Origin of the sequence: Aeromicrobium sp. MLTX1 (genome assembly GCF_046452335.1) — a bacterium.
Taxonomy (GTDB): domain Bacteria; phylum Actinomycetota; class Actinomycetes; order Propionibacteriales; family Nocardioidaceae; genus Aeromicrobium.
The window spans coordinates 833,784-854,728 of sequence record NZ_JBKFDN010000002.1 but is presented as its reverse complement, the minus strand read 5'-3'; the positions used below and the strand labels follow the sequence as shown (position 1 = coordinate 854,728).

Below are 20,945 nucleotides of genomic sequence, written 5' to 3'. Positions count from 1 at the left end.
CAGGCCTCATTGTCATGCCCCGAACGACGTTGTGAGGTTGATGATCCGGTGACTCGTGCCGCCCAGACCGCGAAGGCAGCGACCACGAAGAAGGCGCCTGCACCGGCGTCCAAGAAGGCCGCGAGCGCGTCGGAGGAGGTCACCGACGCGAGTTCCGCCGTGAAGAAGGCCCCCGCCAAGAAGGCTCCGGCGAAGAAGGCCGCCGCCAAGAAGGCTCCGGCGAAGAAGGCCGCCGCCAAGGGTGGCGAGGTCGTCCTCGGCGACCAGGTCGATCTGGCCGACGTGCTCGAGACGAAGCCCGCGGTCGACGCCGACGGCAAGAAGGTCCTCCCGGACATCGCCGACGAGGTCTTCGAGAAGGACCTGAAGGAAGATCCCACGCTGAAGGAGGACGAGGAGGCCAGCTTCACGCTCTCCTCGGCCGACGACACCGACGAGCCCGCGGTCCAGGTCACCGTGGCCGGCGCCACCGCCGACCCCGTCAAGGACTACCTCAAGCAGATCGGCAAGGTCGCGCTGCTGACCGCCGCCGAGGAGGTCGAGCTCGCCAAGCGCATCGAGGCCGGCCTGTTCGCCGAGGAGAAGCTCGCGAAGTCCAAGCGCGTCGCGGACAAGCTCCGCGAGGAGCTCGACTGGATCATCATCGACGGTCGCCGCGCCAAGAACCACCTGCTCGAGGCCAACCTGCGACTCGTCGTCTCGCTGGCCAAGCGCTACACCGGCCGCGGCATGCTCTTCCTCGACCTGATCCAGGAGGGCAACCTGGGCCTCATCCGTGCGGTCGAGAAGTTCGACTACACGAAGGGCTTCAAGTTCTCCACGTACGCCACGTGGTGGATCCGCCAGGCCATCACCCGCGCCATGGCCGACCAGGCCCGCACCATCCGCATCCCGGTGCACATGGTCGAGGTCATCAACAAGCTGGCCCGCGTCCAGCGCCAGATGCTCCAGGACCTGGGCCGCGAGCCCACCCCGGAGGAGCTGGCGGTCGAGCTGGACATGACGCCCGAGAAGGTCGTCGAGGTCCAGAAGTACGGTCGCGAGCCGATCAGCCTCCACACGCCGCTCGGCGAGGACGGCGACAGCGAGTTCGGCGACCTCATCGAGGACTCCGAGGCGATCGTCCCGGCCGACGCCGTGTCGTTCACGCTGCTCCAGGAGCAGCTGCACGCCGTGCTCGACACCCTGAGCGAGCGCGAGTCCGGCGTCGTCTCGATGCGCTTCGGCCTCACCGACGGCCAGCCCAAGACCCTCGACGAGATCGGCAAGGTCTACGGCGTCACGCGCGAGCGCATCCGCCAGATCGAGTCCAAGACGATGAGCAAGCTGCGTCACCCGTCTCGCTCGCAGGTCCTCCGCGACTACCTCGACTGAGCCTCACCACACGGCGAACGGCCCGCGACCTCACGGTCGCGGGCCGTTCTTCGTGTGAGGCCGGTCAGCGGAGGCGGCGGCGGACCGCGCGGGCGAGACGCCGGGCGGGGGAGACCGGGCCGGCCTTCGAGCGGACCACGGGCGGGAAGCCGGGGTCGGCGGCCACGGCCGCGAGGGCGGCGTCGAAGCGCTCGACGCCGCCCTCGGGACCGAACCCGTGCCGCAGCCCGTGGCGCGCGAGGAACGCCGCGTAGACGTCCCAGCGCTCTCGATGCCCGTCGACGAGCGCGGCCCAGTCGGCCTGCGCGAACAGGTCGGGCACCGAGACCTCGGACGGGTCGCGCTGGTCGAGTCGCACGAACGGGATGCGGTGGTATCGCGCCAGCTCGAGGGTGCGCGAGTCGTGCGCCAGCAGGACCGCGGGCGTGCCGGAGATCAGCGACACGATCGTGCCGTGGATCCGCGTGCCGAACGCGAACCGCTGGCTCCTCAGGAACTCCTGCCACGCCGGGATGTTGAGCGGGAACACCGTGCGTCCGGGAGCGAACACCGGGTGCTCGGGGGAGAGCGGCAGCCGGGGGTCGTCGCCGGACAGTGAGGTTCCGCGTAGCAGCAGGCGCAGCGTGTGGACGTCCTGCCCGATGTAGGTCAGGTGCCGGTGGCGGCGCAGGCTCTGCTCGAGGATCGGGCCCATCTCGGTCACGTAGGGCGAGATCGTGATGGCGATCGGGTCGTCGGCCCCGACGGCGTCGGGGAGCCGCAGCGGCAGCTCGGGACCGTGGAGGAACATCGACGGACAGCCGATGACGTCGACCTCGGAGTCGTCGAAGCCCAGGCCGACGAGGTACTCCTTCGTGAAGTCGCCGCGGACGCCGATCGACGGGCCGCGGTCCAGCACCGCACGGACGAAACGCCGGGTGGCCTGCTCGACGGCCTCGCGCTCGTCACGGGGTGCGTTGCCGTCGAGGTCGGCCTGCGCGCCGACGCCCAGCACGGTGAAGCCGGTGGTGAGCTGCTCGATCGCGGTGGACTGGCGGTCCAGCGCCTTGAGGTTCGAGGCGCGGAAGTGGTTGGCGAGCGGGAAGACGACGTGGTCGAACTCGCGGTTGACCCGGGCGGGGTCGGCGAACCAGGGCCCCGTGGGCGCCGCCGTGACGTCGTCGCCCGGATGCGTGAGGAGCCGCTCGGAGGCGTGGCTGAACGCGAGGTTGCCGACGTTGTTGCCGATGAGGTTGCGCTCGAGGACGGTGGTGGCGTCGGCCGGTTCCAGCGTGGGGTGGTGGACCTTCAGGAGAATGCGCGCCACCCGCCGGACTATACCGACGCGGCGCCCGGCCGCCGCGGTCCCGTGACCCCACGAGGCAATGGGTTAGGCTGTCGCGACCGCTTGTTGTCGTCTCGGGGGAGTTCCACCGTGTCCGTCAGTCATCGACTTCGACTCGCGAGTGTCGCCGCCCTCGGTGCGCTCGTGCTGCCGCTCGTCGCCGCTTCCACCACGTTCGGAGCGGACGAGACCGAGGTCGCCGACCCCGCCGCGGCCGCCGAGCCGCAGGCGGCGCCGACGGAGGAGGCGCCCCGTGTCGAGACCCAGGCGGTGACCCCGCAGGCCGTCGCGCCGGCCGCCACCGCGGTCCGCGGACGCCCCTACGGCGCGGCCTACCCGGTCGAGGTCGAGGCCAACTTCTCGCGCCCGTACTTCGACCGCGGCGCCTCGAACCGCGACTACTCCCTGCTGAACGACCTCGAGCGCCTCATCCGCGGCTCGTACAAGACCCCGCAGGGCAAGCTCAAGTCGAAGAAGCAGCGCCGCGCCACCTCGGTCTACGCCGCGAACTCGCGCATGGAGGACTCGGTCCGCGTCGGACGCGAGCTCGTGCGCGCCGCCAAGGCCGGCGTCAACGTGCAGTTCATCCACCCGAACGCGCACCTGTCGGGCGCCTCGAAGAAGCTGCGCAAGCAGCTGAACGGCACGAAGTACGGCAAGTTCCGCATCTGCTCCAACGGCAAGTCGATGGCCTGCCTCTCGCGCGTCAACGGTGCGATCATGCACTCCAAGATCGTCATGGTCAGCGACACCTACACGCGCAGCAACAAGCGCGCCAAGGGCGTCGTGTGGACCGGCTCGACGAACTTCGGCGGCCGCAGCGCGGAGCGCACCTACAACAACGGCAGCACGGTCTACAACGACAAGAAGCTCTGGTACCAGATGCGCGGCGTCTGGAAGGACATGTGGGCCGAGCGCCGCATCGGCTCCGACTACGGCCGCTACATCGCCAAGCGCAGCACGCGCTACGGCTACCGCACCGCCACCCGCGACGGCTACTCCAGCGCCTACGCCAAGCGCGGCCTGCTGTACTCGAACCTCTCGAACTACACGGTCCACGTCACGCCGCTGCGCGCGACGCCCACCAACGGCCGCGACCCGATCCTCAACATGCTGAACCGCATCGTCCCCGACGAGCAGTGCCGCATCCGCGTCATGGAGAACCGCTTCAAGTACCGCCGCATCGCGCTGGCGTACAAGCTGGCGGCGCTCAACAACGGCGGCTGCCGCGTCTCGGTCGTGGCCTTCAAGGACGACCTGAAGAAGAACTACCTCGAGCACTGCCGCCAGCTGCTGCGCGTGTGCAAGCCGATCCTCGACGTGCTCAAGACGTCGCGCACCGAGGTCGACGCGGCCTACGCGCAGATCCACGACAAGGCGATCCTGGTCGACGCGAAGCTCAAGCGGAACAAGATGAACCCCGAGGAGCGTCTCCCGGGCGGTGGCGTCTGGCCCAAGTCCGGTGCGCGCGTCAAGCTCGTCCTGGCCGGCTCGGCCAACCTCACGGGCTCCAACCTGGTGGCCAGTGACGAGATCACGACCATCACGACCGACCCCGACGTGTATGACGCGTACGTCGAGCACTGGCGCTCGGTCACCCAGACGAAGTCGTACGGCGTCTTCAAGTACTGAGCCTCACGTACGGGGCGACGAGAACGGCGCCGGACCCCTCGGGGTCCGGCGCCGTCGTCGTTCTCGGCTGGGCGGGAGCGCCTCAGACGGTGAGTCGGTCGCTCTCGTCGTGGTAGTCCACGGCGATCTCACGCAGTCGCGTCTCGTGCAGTCGGGCGTGGTGGCCGCAGAAGACCAGGTCGCCGCCCGAGGGCAGTTCGACGCGAACCAGCGCCTGCGCACCGCAGCGATCGCAGCGGTCGGAGGCGGTGAGGGCGGGGAACTCGGCAGTGGCCGTCACTGTGTCCTCATTTCGTCGGGTGTCGTCGAACATCACCATGAATACTCCCTCATCCGGCCAAACGCGCGTCGGACGCGCCGACGGGGCGTGTCACGTGCGATCCGGTGGGGTCGGCTCGATACCGTGAGAGCCGGGGGAATCGATGAGGAGGAACCGGACATTTCCACGTACGACGCACGCAATCTGCTCGTCCTCGAGGGGCTCGAAGCGGTACGCAAGCGACCCGGCATGTACATCGGCTCGACGGACACCCGCGGCCTCATGCACTGCCTGTGGGAGATCATCGACAACTCCGTCGACGAGGCGCTGACCGGTCACGGCGCGCACATCGACGTCCTGCTCCACGGCGACGGCTCGGTGGAGGTCCGCGACGACGGACGCGGCGTGCCGGTCGACATCGAGCCCAAGACGGGCCTCACCGGCGTCGAGGTCGTCTACACGAAGCTGCACGCGGGCGGAAAGTTCGGCGGCGGCTCGTACAACGCCACCGGCGGCCTCCACGGCGTCGGTGCCTCCGTCGTCAACGCGCTCTCGGCGCGCCTCGACGTCGAGGTCGACAAGGGCGGCGCCACATGGGCCATGTCGTTCCGCCGCGGCGTGCCCGGCGTGTTCGCGGGCGACGGCGCCGACGCGGACTTCACGCCCGACAACACGCTGCGCAAGGTCGGCAAGGTCGCGAAGGCCCGCACGGGCACGCGCGTCCGCTACTGGGCCGACCCGCAGATCTTCATCAAGGGCGCCAAGTTCTCCTACGAGGACCTCGTCGCCCGCGCCCGCCAGACCTCCTTCCTCGTGCCCGGCCTGCGCATCCGCATCCGCGACGAGCGCGCCGACGAGCCGCGCGAGGAGGACTTCTTCCACGAGGGCGGCATCTCGGAGTTCTGCGACTTCCTCGCGCCCGACGGACCCGTCTCGGAGGTGCTGCGCATCCAGGGCGAGGACACCTTCGTCGAGACCGTGCCGGTGCTCGACGAGAAGGGCCACATGACGCCGCAGGACGTCGAGCGCACGCTCGGCGTCGACATCGCACTGCGGTGGGGCACCGACTACGACACGGTCGTGAAGTCGTTCGTCAACATCATCGCCACGCCCAAGGGCGGCACCCACGTGTCGGGCTTCGAGCGCGGCGTCACCAAGACGTTCAACGAGGTCCTGCGGAGCTCGCGCATGCTCAAGAACGGCGACCCCGACGTCATCAAGGACGACGTGCTGGAGGGGCTGACCGCCGTCGTCACCGTGAACCTCGCCGAGCCGCAGTTCGAGGGTCAGACGAAGGAGGTGCTCGGCACCCCGCCGGTCACCCGCATCGTCAACAAGATCGTGGCGCGCGAGCTCAAGGCGTTCCTGACCTCCACCAAGACCGCGCAGAAGGCCAAGGCGCGCCAGGTGATGGAGAAGGTCGTCGGGGCCTCCCGCACGCGCCTGGCAGCTCGCCAGCACCGTGACACGCAGCGCCGCAAGAACGCGCTCGAGTCGAGCGCCCTGCCGGCGAAGCTCGCCGACTGCCGCAGCAACGACGTCGAGCGCTCCGAGCTGTTCATCGTGGAGGGCGACTCGGCCCTCGGCACCGCGAAGTCGGCGCGCGACGCCGAGTTCCAGGCGCTGCTGCCGATCCGCGGCAAGATCCTCAACGTCCAGAAGGCCAGCATCGGCGACATGCTGAAGAACGCCGAGTGCTCGTCGATCATCCAGGTGGTCGGGGCCGGCTCGGGCCGCACCTTCGACCTCGACGCGGCGCGGTACGGCCGGATCATCTTCATGGCCGACGCCGACTCCGACGGCGCGCACATCCGCTGCCTGTTGGCGACGCTGTTCTTCCGCTACATGCGCCCGATGGTGGAGGCCGGCCGCGTCTACACCGCCGTCCCGCCGCTGCACCGGATCGAGCTCGTCTCGCCCAAGAAGGGGCAGGACAAGTACATCTACACGTACTCCGATCCCGAGCTGCAGCGGAAGCTGGCCGAGCTGAAGAAGCGCAACATCCGCTGGAAGGACGCGCCGCAGCGCTACAAGGGCCTGGGCGAGATGGACGCCGACCAGTTGGCCGAGACCACGATGGACCCGCGCCACCGCACGCTGCGCCGCCTCACCGTGGACGACGCCGAGGCCGCCGCCGACGTGTTCGAGCTGCTCATGGGCAACGAGGTCCCGCCCCGCAAGGAGTTCATCGTCGTCAACGGAGGACACATAAGCGAAGAGGACTTGGACTTCTGATGGGGGAGTGGCTGCCCTACCTCGGGACATTCGTTGCTGGCGGTGGTCTCGGTGGTCTGGCGGTCTATCTCATCGCACCAAAGGCAGACCGCGAGCGGCTGAAACTGGACCGTGAGAAGTGGGAAGCGGAGAAGAGGGCGCACGTGCGGGAGCGCCGGATGAAAGACCTAGAAGCCCTTCAAAAATCACTTGAAGATGTGTTGGAACTGCGGGACTTCAACGCCCGTCCATTCTCGCCGGAAGTGTTCGGGCCCGATAGTCGCGAGAAGGTCAAGAGCCTCATGGCGACGACTGCAACGGTCATGTCATTGGAGGGGACAGCAGTAGAGGACGCAGTGGCTCTACTCAAGGCGCAGCAAGCGGCGCTCTTCTGGACTCGACAGATGACGAACTTGGAGAGGCCTGAGTACCCCACTCAAGCCGACGACTACCCGCGTGCTGTGAGCGATGCTCTGGTAATCGTCCGTCGCTTGCTGGACTCCATCTGAGACACTGCCACGGGGTATCTCCCGCCATTCCGCATGCGTTGCGGGAGTTGGCTCACGTAGGTTGAGGTCTCATGGAGTGGTGGCACTACGGCGTTACGTATCTGGCAACCTTCGTCGTTGGTGGCGGTCTCGGCGGAGTGCTCGTGTACGTCTTCGCGCCCAAGGCCGACCGGGAGCGGCTGAGGCTCGACCGGGAGAAGTTTCAGGCTGAGCGCACCGAGCATGTCCGACAACGGCGGCTCAAGGACCTTGAGAACCTATACGACTGTCTCAGGAAGGTCAGCCAAGCCGGTTACACCTTGAATGCGAATCCAGACAACTCCGAGTTGGACATGCAGCAACGGCTCAACGTCAGAGAACTTGTCAGGGCGGTAATTGAAGTTGCTGGGTCTGACTACGTTTCCCCCGAACGCAGCGTGCTTCTTATGAAGACAACAGACGCAGTGTTGCTGGGTGAGGGCGATTACTTGGTGGAGGTTGAGAAAGCCGTGCTGACGGTGCGGCGTCTCTTGGATGAGGTCTGATGATGGAGTCCGCTCCGCATCGAGGCACTTACTCGCCCAAGACGTATTCGCGGGTAATCTGCCGCAACACCTGATTCTCCACGTCTAGCGCGTCTAGAGCGGCCTTGTACTCGTCCCGACCATTGAAGATGGCTTGCCACAGTTGACTGCTCTTGTCGGCGCAGGCGTCCGCCGCCTTATCCACAGGACTGGGAGCAAGCATCACAACCCGGGCGTGCAACGACCGGCTTTCCTCTATGAGTTCACTGGCGCGCTCAGTGTCCAAGCCGCTGGTGTCAACCAAGTTGCCATCGCCGTCCCACGCGCCTCGCAAAGCCGACATGAGAAAGAGGCGGTATCGCTCTGTGACAGCGAAGTAGAGCCCGACCTCATTGAGTAGTCGATTCTTGATATATCGCGCCTCTTCGGCGTCCACCCTTCGCTTGTCCGACTTCGCCATAGACCACGACGTGAGTAGGCCACCCGCGACAGCGCCAATCACAACCGTGACGGCACTCCACCACCACGGCGCGTTCTCCGAGGTCAAGAATGACCAGTCCATTGCTGCCTTTCAGTCGCACCCACGAAACGCCACTAGGATGGCACGACAGAGCCCCCGGTACCTAGGTCGTATCGGGGGCTCTGCTGTCGGCTGTCAGCCCTTGAAGCGCACGTACACGTCCTTGATGGTGGGCGTGTACTCCTCGCCCGTGCGGGGAGCCTTGCGCTTCTTGTCAGCAGGCTTGCCGGTATCCACGCTGTTGTACTCCCACTTGTGGGTTCCGTCTCCCCCATGCGCTTGGTGAAGGCGTCATGTGCCCTTTATAGCGGACGAGGTTCATCATCCAGGGCGCCTACGAGATCGACTCCGAGCTCATCGACGCCTGACCCGACTCGGGATGGACGATGAGATCCAGCGTCGGCTGACGTTGCTGCGAGAGGACGTGATGAGGTCCTGTGCAGGTCTTGCCACTGTCACGACCAGCGAGGCGCCGGGCATGCGGTTCGTCGACGTGGCACCGATCGCTCCGGGCGCTCTCGGCTTTCACTGGATCGAGTTCTGGTCTGACTCCGATGTCGTCGAAGCGCTGCAGGTGCAGGCCGGGCACCACGGCGGACGGTGGGAGCTCGGCGCGGCGGTGGAGGACGTCGAGTTCATCTCGCAGCTGGCGCGTGCCGTCGTCGCGGGACACGTGGTGGAGACTTTTGGACCGGGCCGCCCTCGCGTCGACGTCACGCTGATGAGAGGTGAGGTTCTCAGCGAGACCGGGTACGGCACACCGCGCGGCTGCTTGCCGGTCCCGGGCTGGCTCCGTCGAGGTCGGACTGTTCGTTACGAGTCGTACAGCGCGCTCTGACCGCCTCCGGCCGCGGTGGCGCATACCCCGAGAAGGTGCCATCGATCACCGCCTTCGGCCCGCCGGCGACGCGGCGATCTGGGCACGGCCGACGTTTGAGGCGGGAGAGAGGATGGGCGCATGCGGAGTCTGAGCCTCACCTCGCCGATCGTGGCGGCGCCGATGGCCGGAGGGCCGACGACGCCGGCGCTGCTGCGCGCCGTCAGCGACGCCGGATGTCTCGGTTTCGTGCCGGCGGGCTACCGGACCGCGGCGCAGCTCGCCGAGGACGTCGCGGAGGCACGCGCGTCGTCGGGCGACTTCGGGGTGAACCTGTTCGTCCCTGAGCGCGAGCCCGTCGACCTGGACGCGGTGCGGCGCTACCGCGACCTCATCTCCGCCGAGGTCGAGTCGACAGGGGCCGAGGTGGGCCCCGTGGTCGCGGACGATGACGACGACTGGGACGCGAAGATCGATCTCCTGGTCCGCGAGCCGGTCCCGTGGGTGAGCTTCACCTTCGGACTCCCAGACGTCGGCACTGCGACCCGGCTGCGGAAGGCGGGCTCACGCCTGCTCCTGACGGTCACCGACCCGGACGAGGCCCGTGCGGCGGCCGAGCTCGATCCGGACGGACTGGTCGTCCAAGCGGCAGCGGCCGGCGGGCACCGCGGGACCTTCGACCAGCGGCGCGAGCCGGGGACCGAGGACCTGCCGTCGCTCGTCCGTGAGGTCGTCGCCGCGACCGGAGTGCCGGTGATCGCCGCCGGGGGAGTGTCCGACGCCTCAGCGGTCCGGACGGCGCTCGAGGCCGGTGCCGAGGCCGTGGCGGTGGGCACGGCGCTGCTGCTGGCCGACGAGGCAGGGACCCGCCCGACCCACCGGGCAGCGCTCGCGGACCCGGGATCCGAGACCGCCACGATGCGGGCGTTCACCGGCCGCGTCGCGCGGGGGATCCGCACCGCCTTCAGCGAGCGGTACGAGTCCGCGGCTCCGCCGGCCTATCCGGCGGTCCACCACCTGACCTCGCCGATGCGCCGCCGGGCCGCGCAGCACGACGACCGCGACCACCTGCACCTCTGGGCCGGAACCGGGTTCCGGGAGGCCCGGCCGGCTCCGGCGCACGAGGTGCTGGCGTCACTCGCACCCTGAAGGACGCCGGTCCACCGCTGCAGGGCGGGAAGGGTTGACAGCTCACCGCTCCCGAAGAGGATCAGTCGACGGGGGTCAGCAGGCCGCTGTCGACGTCGTAGAGGAAGCCGCCGACCTCGACGGAGTCGGGGACGAGCGGGTGGCTGCGGACCTTGTGCACGTCGGCGCGGATGGTGGCCTGCTGGTCCTCGATGACGCCGATCGACATCCACGAGGCGTCGGTGCCGGTGAACTCCGCGACGCGGTCCTTGACCTGCTCCTCGGTGGAGGAGGCCATGGCGCAGCGCGTGTGCTCGATGACCAGGACGCGCTTGACCTGCAGCAGGCTCACGCCCAGCACGATCGCGACGAGGACCTGGTCGGTGACGCGGCCGCCGGGGTTGCGCAGGATCTTCGCGTCGCCCTCGTGGAGGCCGATCATCGCGAGGGGATCGATGCGCGAGTCCATGCAGGTCACCATGAGGACGCCGGCACGGGCGATGCCGTCGAAGCCTCCCTCGTGGTCCTGGGCGTAGAGCCGGTTCGCTTCCAGCAGGTCGTCGAAAGAGGTGGTCATGAGGAGAAACTAGCGCGCCGGCGCAGGAGCAGCAGGGCGAGGGCCGCCGCGACGAACGCCGCCACCGCGGCGCCGGTGAAGACGGCCTGCAACTGCGCGATCCCGGCGTCGCGCATCGCCCCGTTGTAGGCGCGGCATGCGGTGGCCGAGCCGTTGCAGAGCTCCTCGATCGGCGGGATCCGCTCCACGGCGGAGTGGAACGCCCGCAGGCCCAGCGTGGTCAGGGCGGAGATGCCGATCAGCATGCCCACCATCCGCGCGACGACGAGCAGCGCGCTCGCCAGGCCGTGGACGTCGTCGGCCGTGTGCTCGAGCAGGGCGGCGTTCACCGGCGCGATCGCGAGCCCGAAGCCGAGGCCGCACGCCGCGAGCACGATCGTCGACGCGAACGACTCGAGCGACTTCTGGTCCCACGTCGCCATGACGAGGAAGCAGCCTCCCGAGAGGGCGAGGGCCGCGCCGGTCAGCGGGCCCGCCGGCAGGTGCCGCAACAGCCAGCCACCGAGGACGGCGCCCACGGGCAGGGCGACGAGGAATCGCAGCAGCACGAGGGCGGCCTCGAGCTGGTCGTCGGGGGCGATCGTGAGGCGCGCGAAGAACGGGATGTCGACGAGCGCGGCGATCAGCGCGGAGCCGACGAAGAACGAGACGGCGATCGAGCCCCACGCGGGCGTCGCGGTGAGCGAGCCGCGGGGGATGAGCGGGTGCGACGCGTGCCGCCCCCGCCAGACGAAGAGACCCAGGGCGATCGCGGCGACCGGAAGCAGCACGATGGCGTCCTCGGACACGACGGCCTGCTCGGGCTCCGCGCTGGCGAACGTCAGGATGACGGCGCCGAGGGCCACCGTGAGCGCCGTGGCGCCGCACAGGTCGGTCTGGCGCGCCACCTCGCCCCACTCGCGCCACGCGAGCAGCGGACGGGCTGCGGTGGCCTGGCGCACCGCGAACGCCACCAGCAGGCCGTAGCCGACGAGTGCGAGCGGGGTGAGCCACCGCGAGTCGCCGACGACCGGCAGGAACGCCAGCCCGCTCGTGACGCCCGTCGTGAGCCGCTCGGGCTCGAGCATCACCAGCAGCAGGCAGCCGCCGGCCAGCAGGGCCAGCACCAGTCCGGGCACGTCCCAGCCGCGATCGCGCTCGGCCGGGCGGTGACGCAGCAGCGCCGCGCCGATGATGAGGCCGACCGCGGCATTCAGCCAGAAGATGTCGTGCCACGTGCCGAAGGCGAGGATCGCCGCGCCCCAGAGCGGGCCGACGACGCTGCCGAGCTCCTGGACGGCGCCGACGATGCCCAGCGGCAGCCCGCGTCGCTCGGCGGGCCACGTGTCGGCGATGAGCGCGAGGGTCGGCGGGATGAGACCGCCGCCGCCGATGCCTTGGATGAGGCGACCGAGGACGATCGTGGTGAGGTCGTAGCCCGCCGCCGTGACGACCGAGCCGATCGCGAAGATCACGAGGCAGCCGATCAGCACGGGCACCCGCCCGCGGAGGTCCGAGACCCGCCCGATGAGCGGCAGGACCGCCACGTAGCCCAGCAGGAAGCCCGAGATGATCGGCGCGGCCCGCTGGAGCTCGGCCACCGTGAGGCCGGCGGCCGTCATCATGTCCGGCAGCGCCAGGACGACGACGTACGTGTCCGCGGCGGCGAAGCCGATGGCCACCGCCGCGAGCGCGAGCAGCCCGCGGGACGCGAGCTCCTTCATCGCCACCGGATCAGGGGGCCTCGATGCCGGCGGGCTCGTCGCGCGGTTCGAGCCGCAGCGTGTAGGTCACGTCCTCACCGCCGTAGAACGGGCCGGTGATCTTCGCGTCGTGCAGCTCGTCGTCGTCGGTGAGCCGGTAGGTGACGTCGAAGTCCTCGGTCTTGTCGGCCGTGGGGATGAGCTCGGCGATGCGCTCGCCGGGCAGGTCGCCCGTGATCTCGGTGAGGACGAGGTCGCCGTCGCGGGACTGGTCGCCGGCCTCGACGTCCTCGGTGGCCTTGAGCAGGCCGGCGAGTCCGGAGTCGGCGTCGGTGCCCACGAGGTCGGCCGGATCGGGCGCGCCGAGCGAGGCGGGGTCGAGCGGCGCCCAGACGGGCGAGAAGCCGGTCTTGGCGTACGTCTTGCCGTCGACCGAGATGACCTCGGCCGCGAGGGTGGCGCCACCGGCGACCACCTTCACGTCGCCCTGGAACGCGGGGGACTGGTCGCCGACGCCGTCCGCCGAGAGCAGTCCGCGCTGCCCGCTGGGCAGCTCCTTCGTGCTCAGGGAGATGTCGAACGACTCGGCCTCCGCGAGCGCCTGTGACGCGGCGTCGAGGCGCTCGGCAGGGTCGCCGGAGTCGGAGTCGTCGCCGGTGCAGGCGGTCAGCAGCAGGGCGCTGCTCAGGATCGTCGCGGTCAGCAGTCGAGGAAACACGTCGGTCAGTCTGACACGTCTCGCGCCCCCGGCAAGGAGGCCGCGGCCGATGAGACGCCCGTGATCGGCTGACCCACCGGAGTGCCCGAGGCGTCCCGCTTCTCCACCGGCTCGGGCAGGTCGACGGGTGAGCCGCTGGCGGCCGAGGCCACCGGGGTGCCGTCGCCGACCCACGCGAACACGAGGGCGTCCTCGCCGCTCAGCAGGCGCTGGCAGCGGACGCCGCCGGTGCCGCGGCCCTTGCCGGGGTAGATCGCGAACGGGCTCACCTTGGCCGAGCCGGCCTGGGTGCCGGGGAGGGCGTCGGAGCTGCCGGCCACCGTGACGACGTGGGCCGACTCGACGTCGGACACCGCGCCGAACGCGACCACGCGGGCGCCGGCACCGAGCTTGACGCCGGCCACGCCGCCGCCGCTGCGGCCCTGCGGGCGCACGAGGGAGGCGGGGAAGTGCAGCAGCTGGGCCTCGGAGGTGACGAACGCCAGCTCCTCCTCGCCCGTCGCCAGCGGCACCGCGCCGACGACCTGGTCGCCGTCCTCGAGCCGGATGAGCTCCCACGAGTCGCGGTTGGACAGGTGGTCGGGCTTGACCCGCTTGACGACGCCGTCGCGCGTGCCGAGCGCGAGCCCGGGCACGTCCTCGTCGAACGTCATCAGGGTGAGCGCCTCACCGTCGAGGCTCAGCAGCTCGCCCAGCGGGACGCCGCCCTGGAGGCGGGGGGAGTCGGCCGTGGGCGGCAGCGCCGGAAGGTCGACGACCTCGAGGCGGTGCACCGTGCCGGCCGACGTGACGACCCCGACCTGGCCGCGCGCGGTGGCGCGGACCGCGGCCACGACCGTGTCGTGCTTCGCGCGGCGGCCGTGGTCGCCCAGCGGCTCGGCGTCGGACGTGCGCGCCACGAGGCCGGTGGAGGACAGCAATACCCAGCACGGGTCGTCGGGAACCTCGAGCGACCCGCCCTTGGCGATCGGCGCGGGAACGCCCGCCGACTCCAGCAGCACGGTGCGTCGCGGCGTGCCGAACTGCTGGGCCATCTGGGCGAGCTCGTCGCCGACGACCGAGCGCAGCCTGCCCTCGTCGGCCAGGATCGCGTCGAGCTCCTCGATGAGGCGGCGCAGCTCGTCGGCCTCGCGCTCGAGCTCGAGCCGCGAGAACTTCGTCAGCCGGCCCAGCTGGAGGTCGAGGATGTAGTCGGCCTGGAGCTCGGACAGGTCGAAGACGGACATGAGGCGCTGGCGCGCCTCGCCGCGGTTCTCCGAGGACCGGATCAGCTGGATGACCTCGTCGATGTCGAGGATCGCGATCATCAGGCCGTCGACGAGGTGCAGCCGGTCGGCGGCCTTCGTGCGGCGGAACGTGGTGCGACGGCGGACGACGTCGATCCGGTGCTCGAGGTAGACCGTGAGCATCTCGCGCAGGCCGAGCGTGCGCGGCTGGCCGTCGACGAGCGCGACGGCGTTGATGCCGAAGGAGGTCTCCAAGGGCGTCTGGCGGTAGAGCTGCTCCAGGAGCGCCTCGGGGACGATGCCGTTCTTGATCTCGATCACCAGGCGCAGCCCATGGGTGCGGTCGGTGAGGTTCTTGAGGTCGGAGATGCCCTGGATCTTCTTGGCCTGGACGAGCTTCTTGATCGACTCGATGACCTTCTCGGGGCCGACGTTGTAGGGCAGCTCGGTGACGACGATGCCCATGCGGCGCGGCGTCACGTTCTCGATGCGGGTGGTGGCGCGCATCTTGAACGAGCCGTTGCCGGTGGCGTAGGCGTCGCGGATGCCGTCGAGGCCGACGATCTTGCCGCCCGTGGGCAGGTCGGGACCCGGCACGAACCGCATGAGGGCGTCGAGGTCGGCGTCGGGGTGGTCGATGAGGTGGCGCAGCGCCTGGACGACCTCGATGAGGTTGTGCGGGGCGATGTTCGTGGCCATGCCGACCGCGATGCCGGACGCGCCGTTGACCAGCAGCTGGGGGATCGCGGCCGGGAGCACGGTGGGCTCCTGCAGCCGACCGTCGTAGTTCGGCTTGAAGTCGACCGTGTCCTCGTCGAGCGACGCGGTCATCGCCTCGGCGGCGCGGTCCATCCGGATCTCGGTGTAGCGCATCGCGGCGGGCGGGTCGTCGGGCGAGCCGAAGTTGCCGTGGCCGTCCAGCAGCGGCAGCCGCAGCGCCCACGGCTGGACGAGGCGCACGAGCGCGTCGTAGATCGCGCTGTCGCCGTGCGGGTGCAGCTTGCCCATGACCTCGCCGACCGGGCGCGCGCTCTTCACGTGCGGACGGTCGTGGCGCAGGCCCATCTCGTCCATCGTGTAGAGGATGCGGCGCTGGACGGGCTTGAGGCCGTCGCGCGCGTCGGGCAGTGCCCGGGCGTAGATCACCGAGTAGGCGTACTCGAGGAAGCTGGAGCGCATCTCGTCGCCGACGTCGGTGTCGAGGATGTGCTCCTCGAAGTCCACGGTCTCGGTACTCGATCCAGTCACGCCGGCCATTCTCCCGCCCCGCCCCGCGCGGGGTGCGCCCGACCCGCCGCGTGCGGGGTAGGTTTGTGACCGTGAGTGGCAGCGAACCGGTCGAGACGAGCCTTTTGCCCCACCCGGTCCCCGCGTGGGAGGCCGACGTCCTGCTCAAGGACGGGCGCGTCGCTCAGATCCGCCCCATCGTCCCCGAGGACGCCCCGAAGTTCGTCGAGTTCTACGACCGCGTCTCGGCGGAGTCGAAGTACTTCCGCTTCTTCGCGCCGTACCCGCGCCTGTCCGACCGCGACGTGCAGCGGTTCACCACCGTCGACCACTACAAGCGCGTCGCGTTCGTGGTCACGCAGCAGGACGAGATCATCGCCGTCGGCCGCTACGACGCCGTCTCCGACGACGAGGCCGAGGTCGCGTTCCTCGTCGAGGACGCCCACCAGGGCCGCGGCATCGGCCAGCTGCTGCTGGAGCACCTCGCCCAGGCGGGCCGCGAGCGCGGGTTCACCGAGTTCACGGCCGAGGTCCTGCCCGAGAACGTGCGCATGCTCCAGGTCTTCCGGGAGATGGGCTACACCATCAGCGGCACGCTCGAGGACGGCGTGCAGCGCCTCACCTTCGAGATCAACCCCACCGACTCCGCGCTCGGCGTCATGCGCTCGCGCGAGCAGCGCGCCGAGGCCGCCTCGATCGCCCGCATCTTCGGCGCCCGCAGCGTCGCCGTCGTCGGCGCCAGCCGCCGCGCCGGATCGATCGGCCAGGCGATGGTCCGCAACCTCGTGCTGGGCGACTACGGGGGCACCGTCTACGCCGTGAACTCCCAGGCCGAGGCGGTCTCGGGCCTCACGGCCTACCCGACCGTGCGCGACATCCCCGGCGAGGTCGAGATCGCGATCGTCGCGGTGCCGGCCGAGCACGTCAACGACGTCGTCCTCGACTGCGCCGCCAAGGGCGTCCACGGCCTCGTGGTGATCTCGGCGGGCTTCGCCGAGGAGGGCCCCGAGGGCCGCGCCCGCCAGCAGGAGCTGCTGCACTCGTGCCGCATCCACGGCCTGCGCCTGATCGGCCCGAACTGCCTGGGCATCATCAACACCTCCGCCGACGTCCAGCTGAACGCCTCGCTGTCGGCCACGATGCCGCCGCCGGGTCGCGCGGGCTTCTTCTGCCAGTCCGGCGCGCTGGGCACGGCGATCCTCGAGACCGTCTCCGCGCGCGGACTGGGCCTGTCCACCTTCGTCTCGGCCGGCAACCGCGCCGACGTCTCGGGCAACGACCTCCTGCAGTACTGGCAGCAGGACGACAGCACCGACGTCGTGCTGCTGTACCTCGAGTCCATCGGCAACCCGCGCAAGTTCTCGCGCCTGGCCCGCCGCGTCTCGGAGGTCAAGCCGATCGTCGCGGTGAAGTCGGGCCGGTCCACCCAGGGCGTGCCCGTCGGCCACACGGTGCGCCGCAGCTCGGCGCCCCAGCAGGCCGTCGACGCGATGTTCCGCCAGGCCGGCGTGATCCAGGTCGACAACCTCGACGAGATGTTCGACGTCGCCCAGCTGCTGGCCCACCAGCCGCTGCCGCGTGGCAACCGCATCGCGGTGGTCGGCAACTCCGACGCCGTCGGCCTGATCGTCACCGACGCCGCGAAGTCGCAGGGCCTCCAGGTCGCCCCGCCCATCGCGCTGGGCGCCACCGCCGGGGCCGAGGAGTTCGAGGTCGCCATCGAGGCCGCGCTCGCGCGTCCCGACGTCGACGCGCTCGTCGTGGTCTACACGCCGCCCATCACCACCGACAGCGACGCCGTCGCCACGGTGCTGGCCGCGATCGGCGAGCAGTCCGACAAGCCGATCGTGTCCACCTTCCTGGCCAGCAAGGGCATTCCGGTGCTGCTGCGCGTCCCCGACCTCGAGGGCGGCTCCGCCGGCCGCGGCTCGGTGCCGTCGTACGCGGCGCCCGAGGCGGCCGTGAAGGCGCTGGCGCGCGCCACGAACTACGCCGAGTGGGCCTCGCGCGACCACGGCGAGTACCACGTCGCCGCCGAGCACCGCTCCGGCGACGCGAAGGCCCTCATCCGCGACGTGCTGACGATCGCCCCGCGCGGCGCCGTGCTGTCCACCGAGCAGGTCCACTACCTGCTGTCCTGCTACGGCATCGACCTGTGGACCTGGACCAACGTGCACAGCAAGGAGGAGGCGATCGCGGCCGGCGAGCAGCTCGGCTGGGACGTCGTCCTCAAGGCGGGCAGCGAGCACCTGCGCGCGCGTCCCGACCTCGCGCACGTGTGGCGCGGCATCCACGACGCCGAGGACATGGCCGAGGCCTGGGACGAGATGACCACGTGGAGCGGCATCCGCGCCGACACCACCTTCTTCGTCCAGCGCTCGGCGCCCGACGGCGTCCAGGTCGCGTTCCGCGCCACGGAGGATCGCCTCTTCGGCCCGCTCGTGTCGTTCGGCATCGCCGGCGCCCCCAGCGAGCTGCTGGAGGACCGCAGCTACGGCATCCCGCCGCTCACCGACGTGGACGCCCGCACGATGGTCAGCGGCATCCGCGCGGCGCCGCTGCTGTTCGGTCACCACGGCAGCGAGCCCGTCGACGTGGCGTCGCTCGAGGACATCGTGCTGCGCCTTGCAGCGCTCAAGGACGACCTGCCCGAGGTGGTGTCGCTCGACCTCGAGCCGGTGCTGGTCAATCCCGACGGCTACACGGCCCTCAGCGCCCGCGCGAAGGTCATCCCGTCGTCCGACAGCCGCGGCGACTGGTACGTCCGGCGGCTGAGCCAGCCCGATGCGGCGACGGATACGCTGGGTCGGTGACCCGAACCACGGACCGCACGAAGGACCTGTACGAGTCGATCTCCCGCAGTGGCTACTACCCGGAGATCGTGGCGGGCGCCCTCGAGGACGCCCTCGCCACCGAGCCCGTCGAGTCGTTCGTCGTGCACCACGAGCCCACGTTCGACCGTGAGGAGATCCGCCGGCACATGTCGGTGCTGGTCCTCACGCCCACGCGCCTGCTGCTGACGCACACCGACGAGCACCCCGGCGACACGCTGCTGCCGAAGCCCTACACGTCCACCTCGGTCGAGGCGGTGCCGCTGTCGCGCGTCTCCGGTGTCGTCGTCACCCGCATGGTCTCGGCCCAGACGCAGCAGCTGGAGGAGGCGCTCCTCACGATCGGCTGGGGCGCGGTGTCCCGCGTCGAGCTGGAGCCCGCCCGCTGTGACGACCCCGAGTGCGAGGCCGACCACGGCTACACCGGCTCGATCTCGGGCGACGACTTCTCGCTGCGGCTGAGCGCCGCGGCCGAGGGCGGCGCCGCCGTCGTCGGCCTGCTCGAGTTCGCCCGCGCGCTCACGGCCGCCACCACGGTCACCGAGGCTCGATGACCACGCCCCACGCCGGCATCCACGAGATCATGACCTCGGTGGGCGGCGCCCTCGGCGCGAGCGGCTTCACCGACGTCCTGGGACTCCCGCAGGCCAAGCGCTTCGTCGTCATGGTCGTCGACGGTCTCGGCCTCGACCTCCTGCGCGAGCACGCCGAGCTGGCCCCCTTCCTGTCGTCGTGCCTGAACATCGACGGCGTCCTCGCGGGCATCCCGTCGACCACGTCGGTCAGCCTCACGTCGCTCGGCACGGGCCTGCGCCCCGGCCAGCACGGCATGGCGGGCTACACGTGCCGCATCCCGGGCACCTCGCGCTTCCTCAACACGCTGCAGTGGGACGACCGGATCGATCCGGCCGAGTGGCAGCCGCACCCCACGGTCCTCAAGCAGCTGGCCGACGAGCGCATCGCCGTCACCGTGGTCAACGACGCGCGCTTCGAGCTGAGCGGCCTCACGCAGGTGAGCCAGCGTGGCGTGCCGTTCGTGGGCGTGCGCCACGCCTGGGACCGCCTCGCCGCCGTCGTCGAGGCCGTCGAGCGCGACGACCGCGCCCTCGTCTACGCCTACGAGTCGAGCGTCGACCACACGGGCCACGGGTCTGGCGTCGACTCCGAGGAGTGGCGCAAGGCGCTCGTCCAGGTGGACCGCGACGTCGCCGACCTGCGTGCGGCGCTGCCGCCCGACGTCGTGCTGCTCGTCACCGCCGACCACGGCATGGTCGACGTTCCCAAGGCCGACCGCTTCGACCTCGTCGACCACCACGAGCTGCGCGACGACGTCGTCCTGGTGGCGGGGGAGGCGCGGTTCCGCCACGTCCACACTCGCTCCGGGGCCGAGGCCACCGTCGCCGCCCGCTGGCGCGAGACGCTCGGCGACCGCGTCGAGGTGCGCCTGCGCGACGACGCGGAGGAGTGGTTCGGCCCGATCGACCCCGCCGTCCGCGGACGCTTCGGCGACGTCGTCGTGGCCGCACTCGACGACTTCGCGGTGTTCGCCTCGGACGCCTTCGCCGTCGAGCTGCTGCTGGGTGGCTTCCATGGCTCGATCACCGACCGCGAGCGTCGCATCCCGGTCCTCGTGGCGGGCTGACGCCGTGGCGGAACTGGTCTTCTACTCGGGCACGATGGACTCGGGCAAGAGCACCCTGGCGCTCCAGCTCGACCACAACCACCGGGCCCGCGGCCGCGTGGGCCGCATCTACTCGTCGCACGACCGCGCCGGCGAGGCCACGCTGTCGAGCCGACTGGGCCTGTCGACGTCCGCCGTCGAGGTCACCGAGGACCTGGACTTCTGGGACGACGTCGTGGGCCAGCTCACCGGCGGCGCCCGCATCGACTACCTCGTGTGCGACGAGGCGCAGTTCTACACGGCGCGCCAGGTGGAGCAGCTGGCCAAGGTGGCCGACGAGCTCGACCTCGACGTGTTCTGCTTCGGCATCCTCACCGACTTCCGCACGCGCCTGTTCAGCGGCTCGCAGCGGCTGATCGAGCTCGCCGATCGCGTCCTCACGCTCCAGGTCGAGGCGCTGTGCTGGTGTGGTCGCCGGGCCACCCACAACGCTCGCACGGAGGACGGCGAGATGGTCACCGAGGGCGAGGTCATCGTCGTGGGCGACGTCGAGGATCCCGACCGCCCGACCCCGCAGGTGGGGTACGAGGTGCTGTGCCGGCGCCACCACCGCAAGCGGATGACCGCGGCGCGCGCCAAGGCCGGGGCTCTCTCGCCCGACGTCCTGCCCTTCGACTGACTGGGCGGTGAGCCCTCAACCCTTCCTCAGACCTGGCGGTGGGTCGTCAACCCCATGAGGGTCGGATGGGGTTCGCCAGTCACCGGCGAGCGGGGGGAGGGGTT

Annotated in this window: 18 protein-coding genes; 11 read left to right on the top strand and 7 right to left on the bottom strand. The window is 70.2% G+C overall.

What is annotated here, in order from left to right:
- Positions 1-48 precede the first annotated feature (48 nt).
- On the top strand, positions 49-1,374 hold the full coding sequence (locus tag ACK99Q_RS14610; protein WP_331283485.1) for an RNA polymerase sigma factor: 1,326 nt from the start codon (positions 49-51) through the stop codon (positions 1,372-1,374).
- Between the two features lie 64 nt (positions 1,375-1,438).
- On the opposite strand, the gene ACK99Q_RS14605 is transcribed toward ACK99Q_RS14610, so the two are convergent.
- A complete protein-coding gene (locus ACK99Q_RS14605; protein ID WP_410186835.1) occupies positions 1,439-2,680 on the bottom strand; it encodes a polysaccharide pyruvyl transferase family protein in 1,242 nt (413 codons plus the stop codon).
- 108 nt (positions 2,681-2,788) lie between these two features.
- Here ACK99Q_RS14605 and ACK99Q_RS14600 point away from each other — a divergent pair, with 108 nt between their 5' ends.
- Positions 2,789-4,330: a phospholipase D-like domain-containing protein gene (locus ACK99Q_RS14600; protein ID WP_410186834.1), complete on the top strand. Its 1,542-nt coding sequence runs from the start codon at positions 2,789-2,791 to the stop codon at positions 4,328-4,330.
- A gap of 82 nt (positions 4,331-4,412) precedes the next feature.
- Here ACK99Q_RS14600 and ACK99Q_RS14595 read toward each other — a convergent pair whose 3' ends face one another.
- Entirely contained in the window at positions 4,413-4,643 is a 231-nt protein-coding gene (locus tag ACK99Q_RS14595; protein ID WP_410187000.1) for a hypothetical protein, read from the bottom strand.
- A 54-nt stretch (positions 4,644-4,697) separates the two neighbouring features.
- Here ACK99Q_RS14595 and ACK99Q_RS14590 point away from each other — a divergent pair, with 54 nt between their 5' ends.
- The 3 genes from ACK99Q_RS14590 (at position 4,698) to ACK99Q_RS14580 (ending at position 7,836) form a co-directional block, all read left to right on the top strand.
- A complete protein-coding gene (locus tag ACK99Q_RS14590) occupies positions 4,698-6,824 on the top strand; it encodes a type IIA DNA topoisomerase subunit B (protein ID WP_410186833.1) in 2,127 nt (708 codons plus the stop codon).
- The gene (locus ACK99Q_RS14585; RefSeq protein WP_410186832.1) at positions 6,824-7,312 is read left to right on the top strand and encodes a hypothetical protein; all 489 of its coding nucleotides are present in this window, start codon (positions 6,824-6,826) and stop codon (positions 7,310-7,312) included. The genes ACK99Q_RS14590 and ACK99Q_RS14585 overlap by 1 nt, the downstream gene beginning before the upstream one ends.
- A 71-nt stretch (positions 7,313-7,383) precedes the next feature.
- Positions 7,384-7,836, top strand: coding sequence for a hypothetical protein (locus ACK99Q_RS14580; RefSeq protein ID WP_410186831.1), 453 nt, complete (start codon positions 7,384-7,386; stop codon positions 7,834-7,836).
- A 28-nt stretch (positions 7,837-7,864) separates the two neighbouring features.
- Here ACK99Q_RS14580 and ACK99Q_RS14575 read toward each other — a convergent pair whose 3' ends face one another.
- A complete protein-coding gene (locus ACK99Q_RS14575; protein WP_410186830.1) occupies positions 7,865-8,251 on the bottom strand; it encodes a hypothetical protein in 387 nt (128 codons plus the stop codon).
- A gap of 463 nt (positions 8,252-8,714) precedes the next feature.
- Here ACK99Q_RS14575 and ACK99Q_RS14570 point away from each other — a divergent pair, with 463 nt between their 5' ends.
- Entirely contained in the window at positions 8,715-9,173 is a 459-nt protein-coding gene (locus ACK99Q_RS14570; RefSeq protein WP_410186829.1) for a hypothetical protein, read from the top strand.
- 120 nt (positions 9,174-9,293) lie between these two features.
- Positions 9,294-10,301 carry a nitronate monooxygenase gene (locus ACK99Q_RS14565; protein WP_410186828.1) on the top strand — a complete coding sequence of 336 codons (1,008 nt, stop codon included), beginning with the start codon at positions 9,294-9,296 and terminating at the stop codon, positions 10,299-10,301.
- 61 nt (positions 10,302-10,362) lie between these two features.
- Here ACK99Q_RS14565 and ACK99Q_RS14560 read toward each other — a convergent pair whose 3' ends face one another.
- From ACK99Q_RS14560 to ACK99Q_RS14545, 4 genes are read right to left on the bottom strand one after another with little or no spacing between them, the layout of a single operon-like run.
- Positions 10,363-10,857 carry a beta-class carbonic anhydrase gene (locus ACK99Q_RS14560; protein WP_410186827.1) on the bottom strand — a complete coding sequence of 165 codons (495 nt, stop codon included), beginning with the start codon at positions 10,855-10,857 and terminating at the stop codon, positions 10,363-10,365.
- Positions 10,854-12,560 carry an MFS transporter gene (locus ACK99Q_RS14555; protein WP_410186999.1) on the bottom strand — a complete coding sequence of 569 codons (1,707 nt, stop codon included), beginning with the start codon at positions 12,558-12,560 and terminating at the stop codon, positions 10,854-10,856. The genes ACK99Q_RS14560 and ACK99Q_RS14555 overlap by 4 nt, the downstream gene beginning before the upstream one ends.
- Before the next feature lie 10 nt (positions 12,561-12,570).
- Entirely contained in the window at positions 12,571-13,257 is a 687-nt protein-coding gene (locus ACK99Q_RS14550; protein WP_410186826.1) for an LppX_LprAFG lipoprotein, read from the bottom strand.
- A 5-nt stretch (positions 13,258-13,262) separates the two neighbouring features.
- Positions 13,263-15,740, bottom strand: coding sequence for a DNA topoisomerase (ATP-hydrolyzing) subunit A (locus tag ACK99Q_RS14545; RefSeq protein WP_410186825.1), 2,478 nt, complete (start codon positions 15,738-15,740; stop codon positions 13,263-13,265).
- Positions 15,741-15,802: 62 nt separating this feature from the next.
- Between ACK99Q_RS14545 and ACK99Q_RS14540 the strand changes: the two genes are divergently transcribed.
- From ACK99Q_RS14540 to ACK99Q_RS14525, 4 genes are read left to right on the top strand one after another with little or no spacing between them, the layout of a single operon-like run.
- Positions 15,803-18,523, top strand: a complete 2,721-nt coding sequence (locus ACK99Q_RS14540) for a GNAT family N-acetyltransferase (RefSeq protein ID WP_410186824.1) — start codon at positions 15,803-15,805, stop codon at positions 18,521-18,523.
- The gene (locus tag ACK99Q_RS14535; RefSeq protein WP_179424870.1) at positions 18,520-19,095 is read left to right on the top strand and encodes a DUF5998 family protein; all 576 of its coding nucleotides are present in this window, start codon (positions 18,520-18,522) and stop codon (positions 19,093-19,095) included. Before ACK99Q_RS14540 ends, ACK99Q_RS14535 begins: the two co-directional genes overlap by 4 nt.
- Positions 19,092-20,183, top strand: coding sequence for an alkaline phosphatase family protein (locus tag ACK99Q_RS14530; protein WP_410186823.1), 1,092 nt, complete (start codon positions 19,092-19,094; stop codon positions 20,181-20,183). Before ACK99Q_RS14535 ends, ACK99Q_RS14530 begins: the two co-directional genes overlap by 4 nt.
- Positions 20,184-20,187: 4 nt before the next feature.
- On the top strand, positions 20,188-20,841 hold the full coding sequence (locus ACK99Q_RS14525; RefSeq protein WP_410186822.1) for a thymidine kinase: 654 nt from the start codon (positions 20,188-20,190) through the stop codon (positions 20,839-20,841).
- The last annotated feature ends 104 nt before the right edge of the window (positions 20,842-20,945 follow it).

Bases quoted from the DNA above. Each gene is read 5' to 3' on its own strand.
- ACK99Q_RS14530 (WP_410186823.1), top strand. From the start codon at position 19,092: ATGACCACGCCCCACGCCGGCATCCACGAGATCATGACCTCGGTGGGC.
- ACK99Q_RS14570 (WP_410186829.1), top strand. From the start codon at position 8,715: ATGGACGATGAGATCCAGCGTCGGCTGACGTTGCTGCGAGAGGACGTG.
- ACK99Q_RS14585 (WP_410186832.1), top strand. From the start codon at position 6,824: ATGGGGGAGTGGCTGCCCTACCTCGGGACATTCGTTGCTGGCGGTGGT.
- ACK99Q_RS14560 (WP_410186827.1), bottom strand. From the start codon at position 10,857: ATGACCACCTCTTTCGACGACCTGCTGGAAGCGAACCGGCTCTACGCC.
- ACK99Q_RS14580 (WP_410186831.1), top strand. From the start codon at position 7,384: ATGGAGTGGTGGCACTACGGCGTTACGTATCTGGCAACCTTCGTCGTT.
- ACK99Q_RS14595 (WP_410187000.1), bottom strand. From the start codon at position 4,643: ATGTTCGACGACACCCGACGAAATGAGGACACAGTGACGGCCACTGCC.
- ACK99Q_RS14545 (WP_410186825.1), bottom strand. From the start codon at position 15,740: ATGGCCGGCGTGACTGGATCGAGTACCGAGACCGTGGACTTCGAGGAG.
- ACK99Q_RS14565 (WP_410186828.1), top strand. From the start codon at position 9,294: ATGCGGAGTCTGAGCCTCACCTCGCCGATCGTGGCGGCGCCGATGGCC.
- ACK99Q_RS14555 (WP_410186999.1), bottom strand. From the start codon at position 12,560: ATGAAGGAGCTCGCGTCCCGCGGGCTGCTCGCGCTCGCGGCGGTGGCC.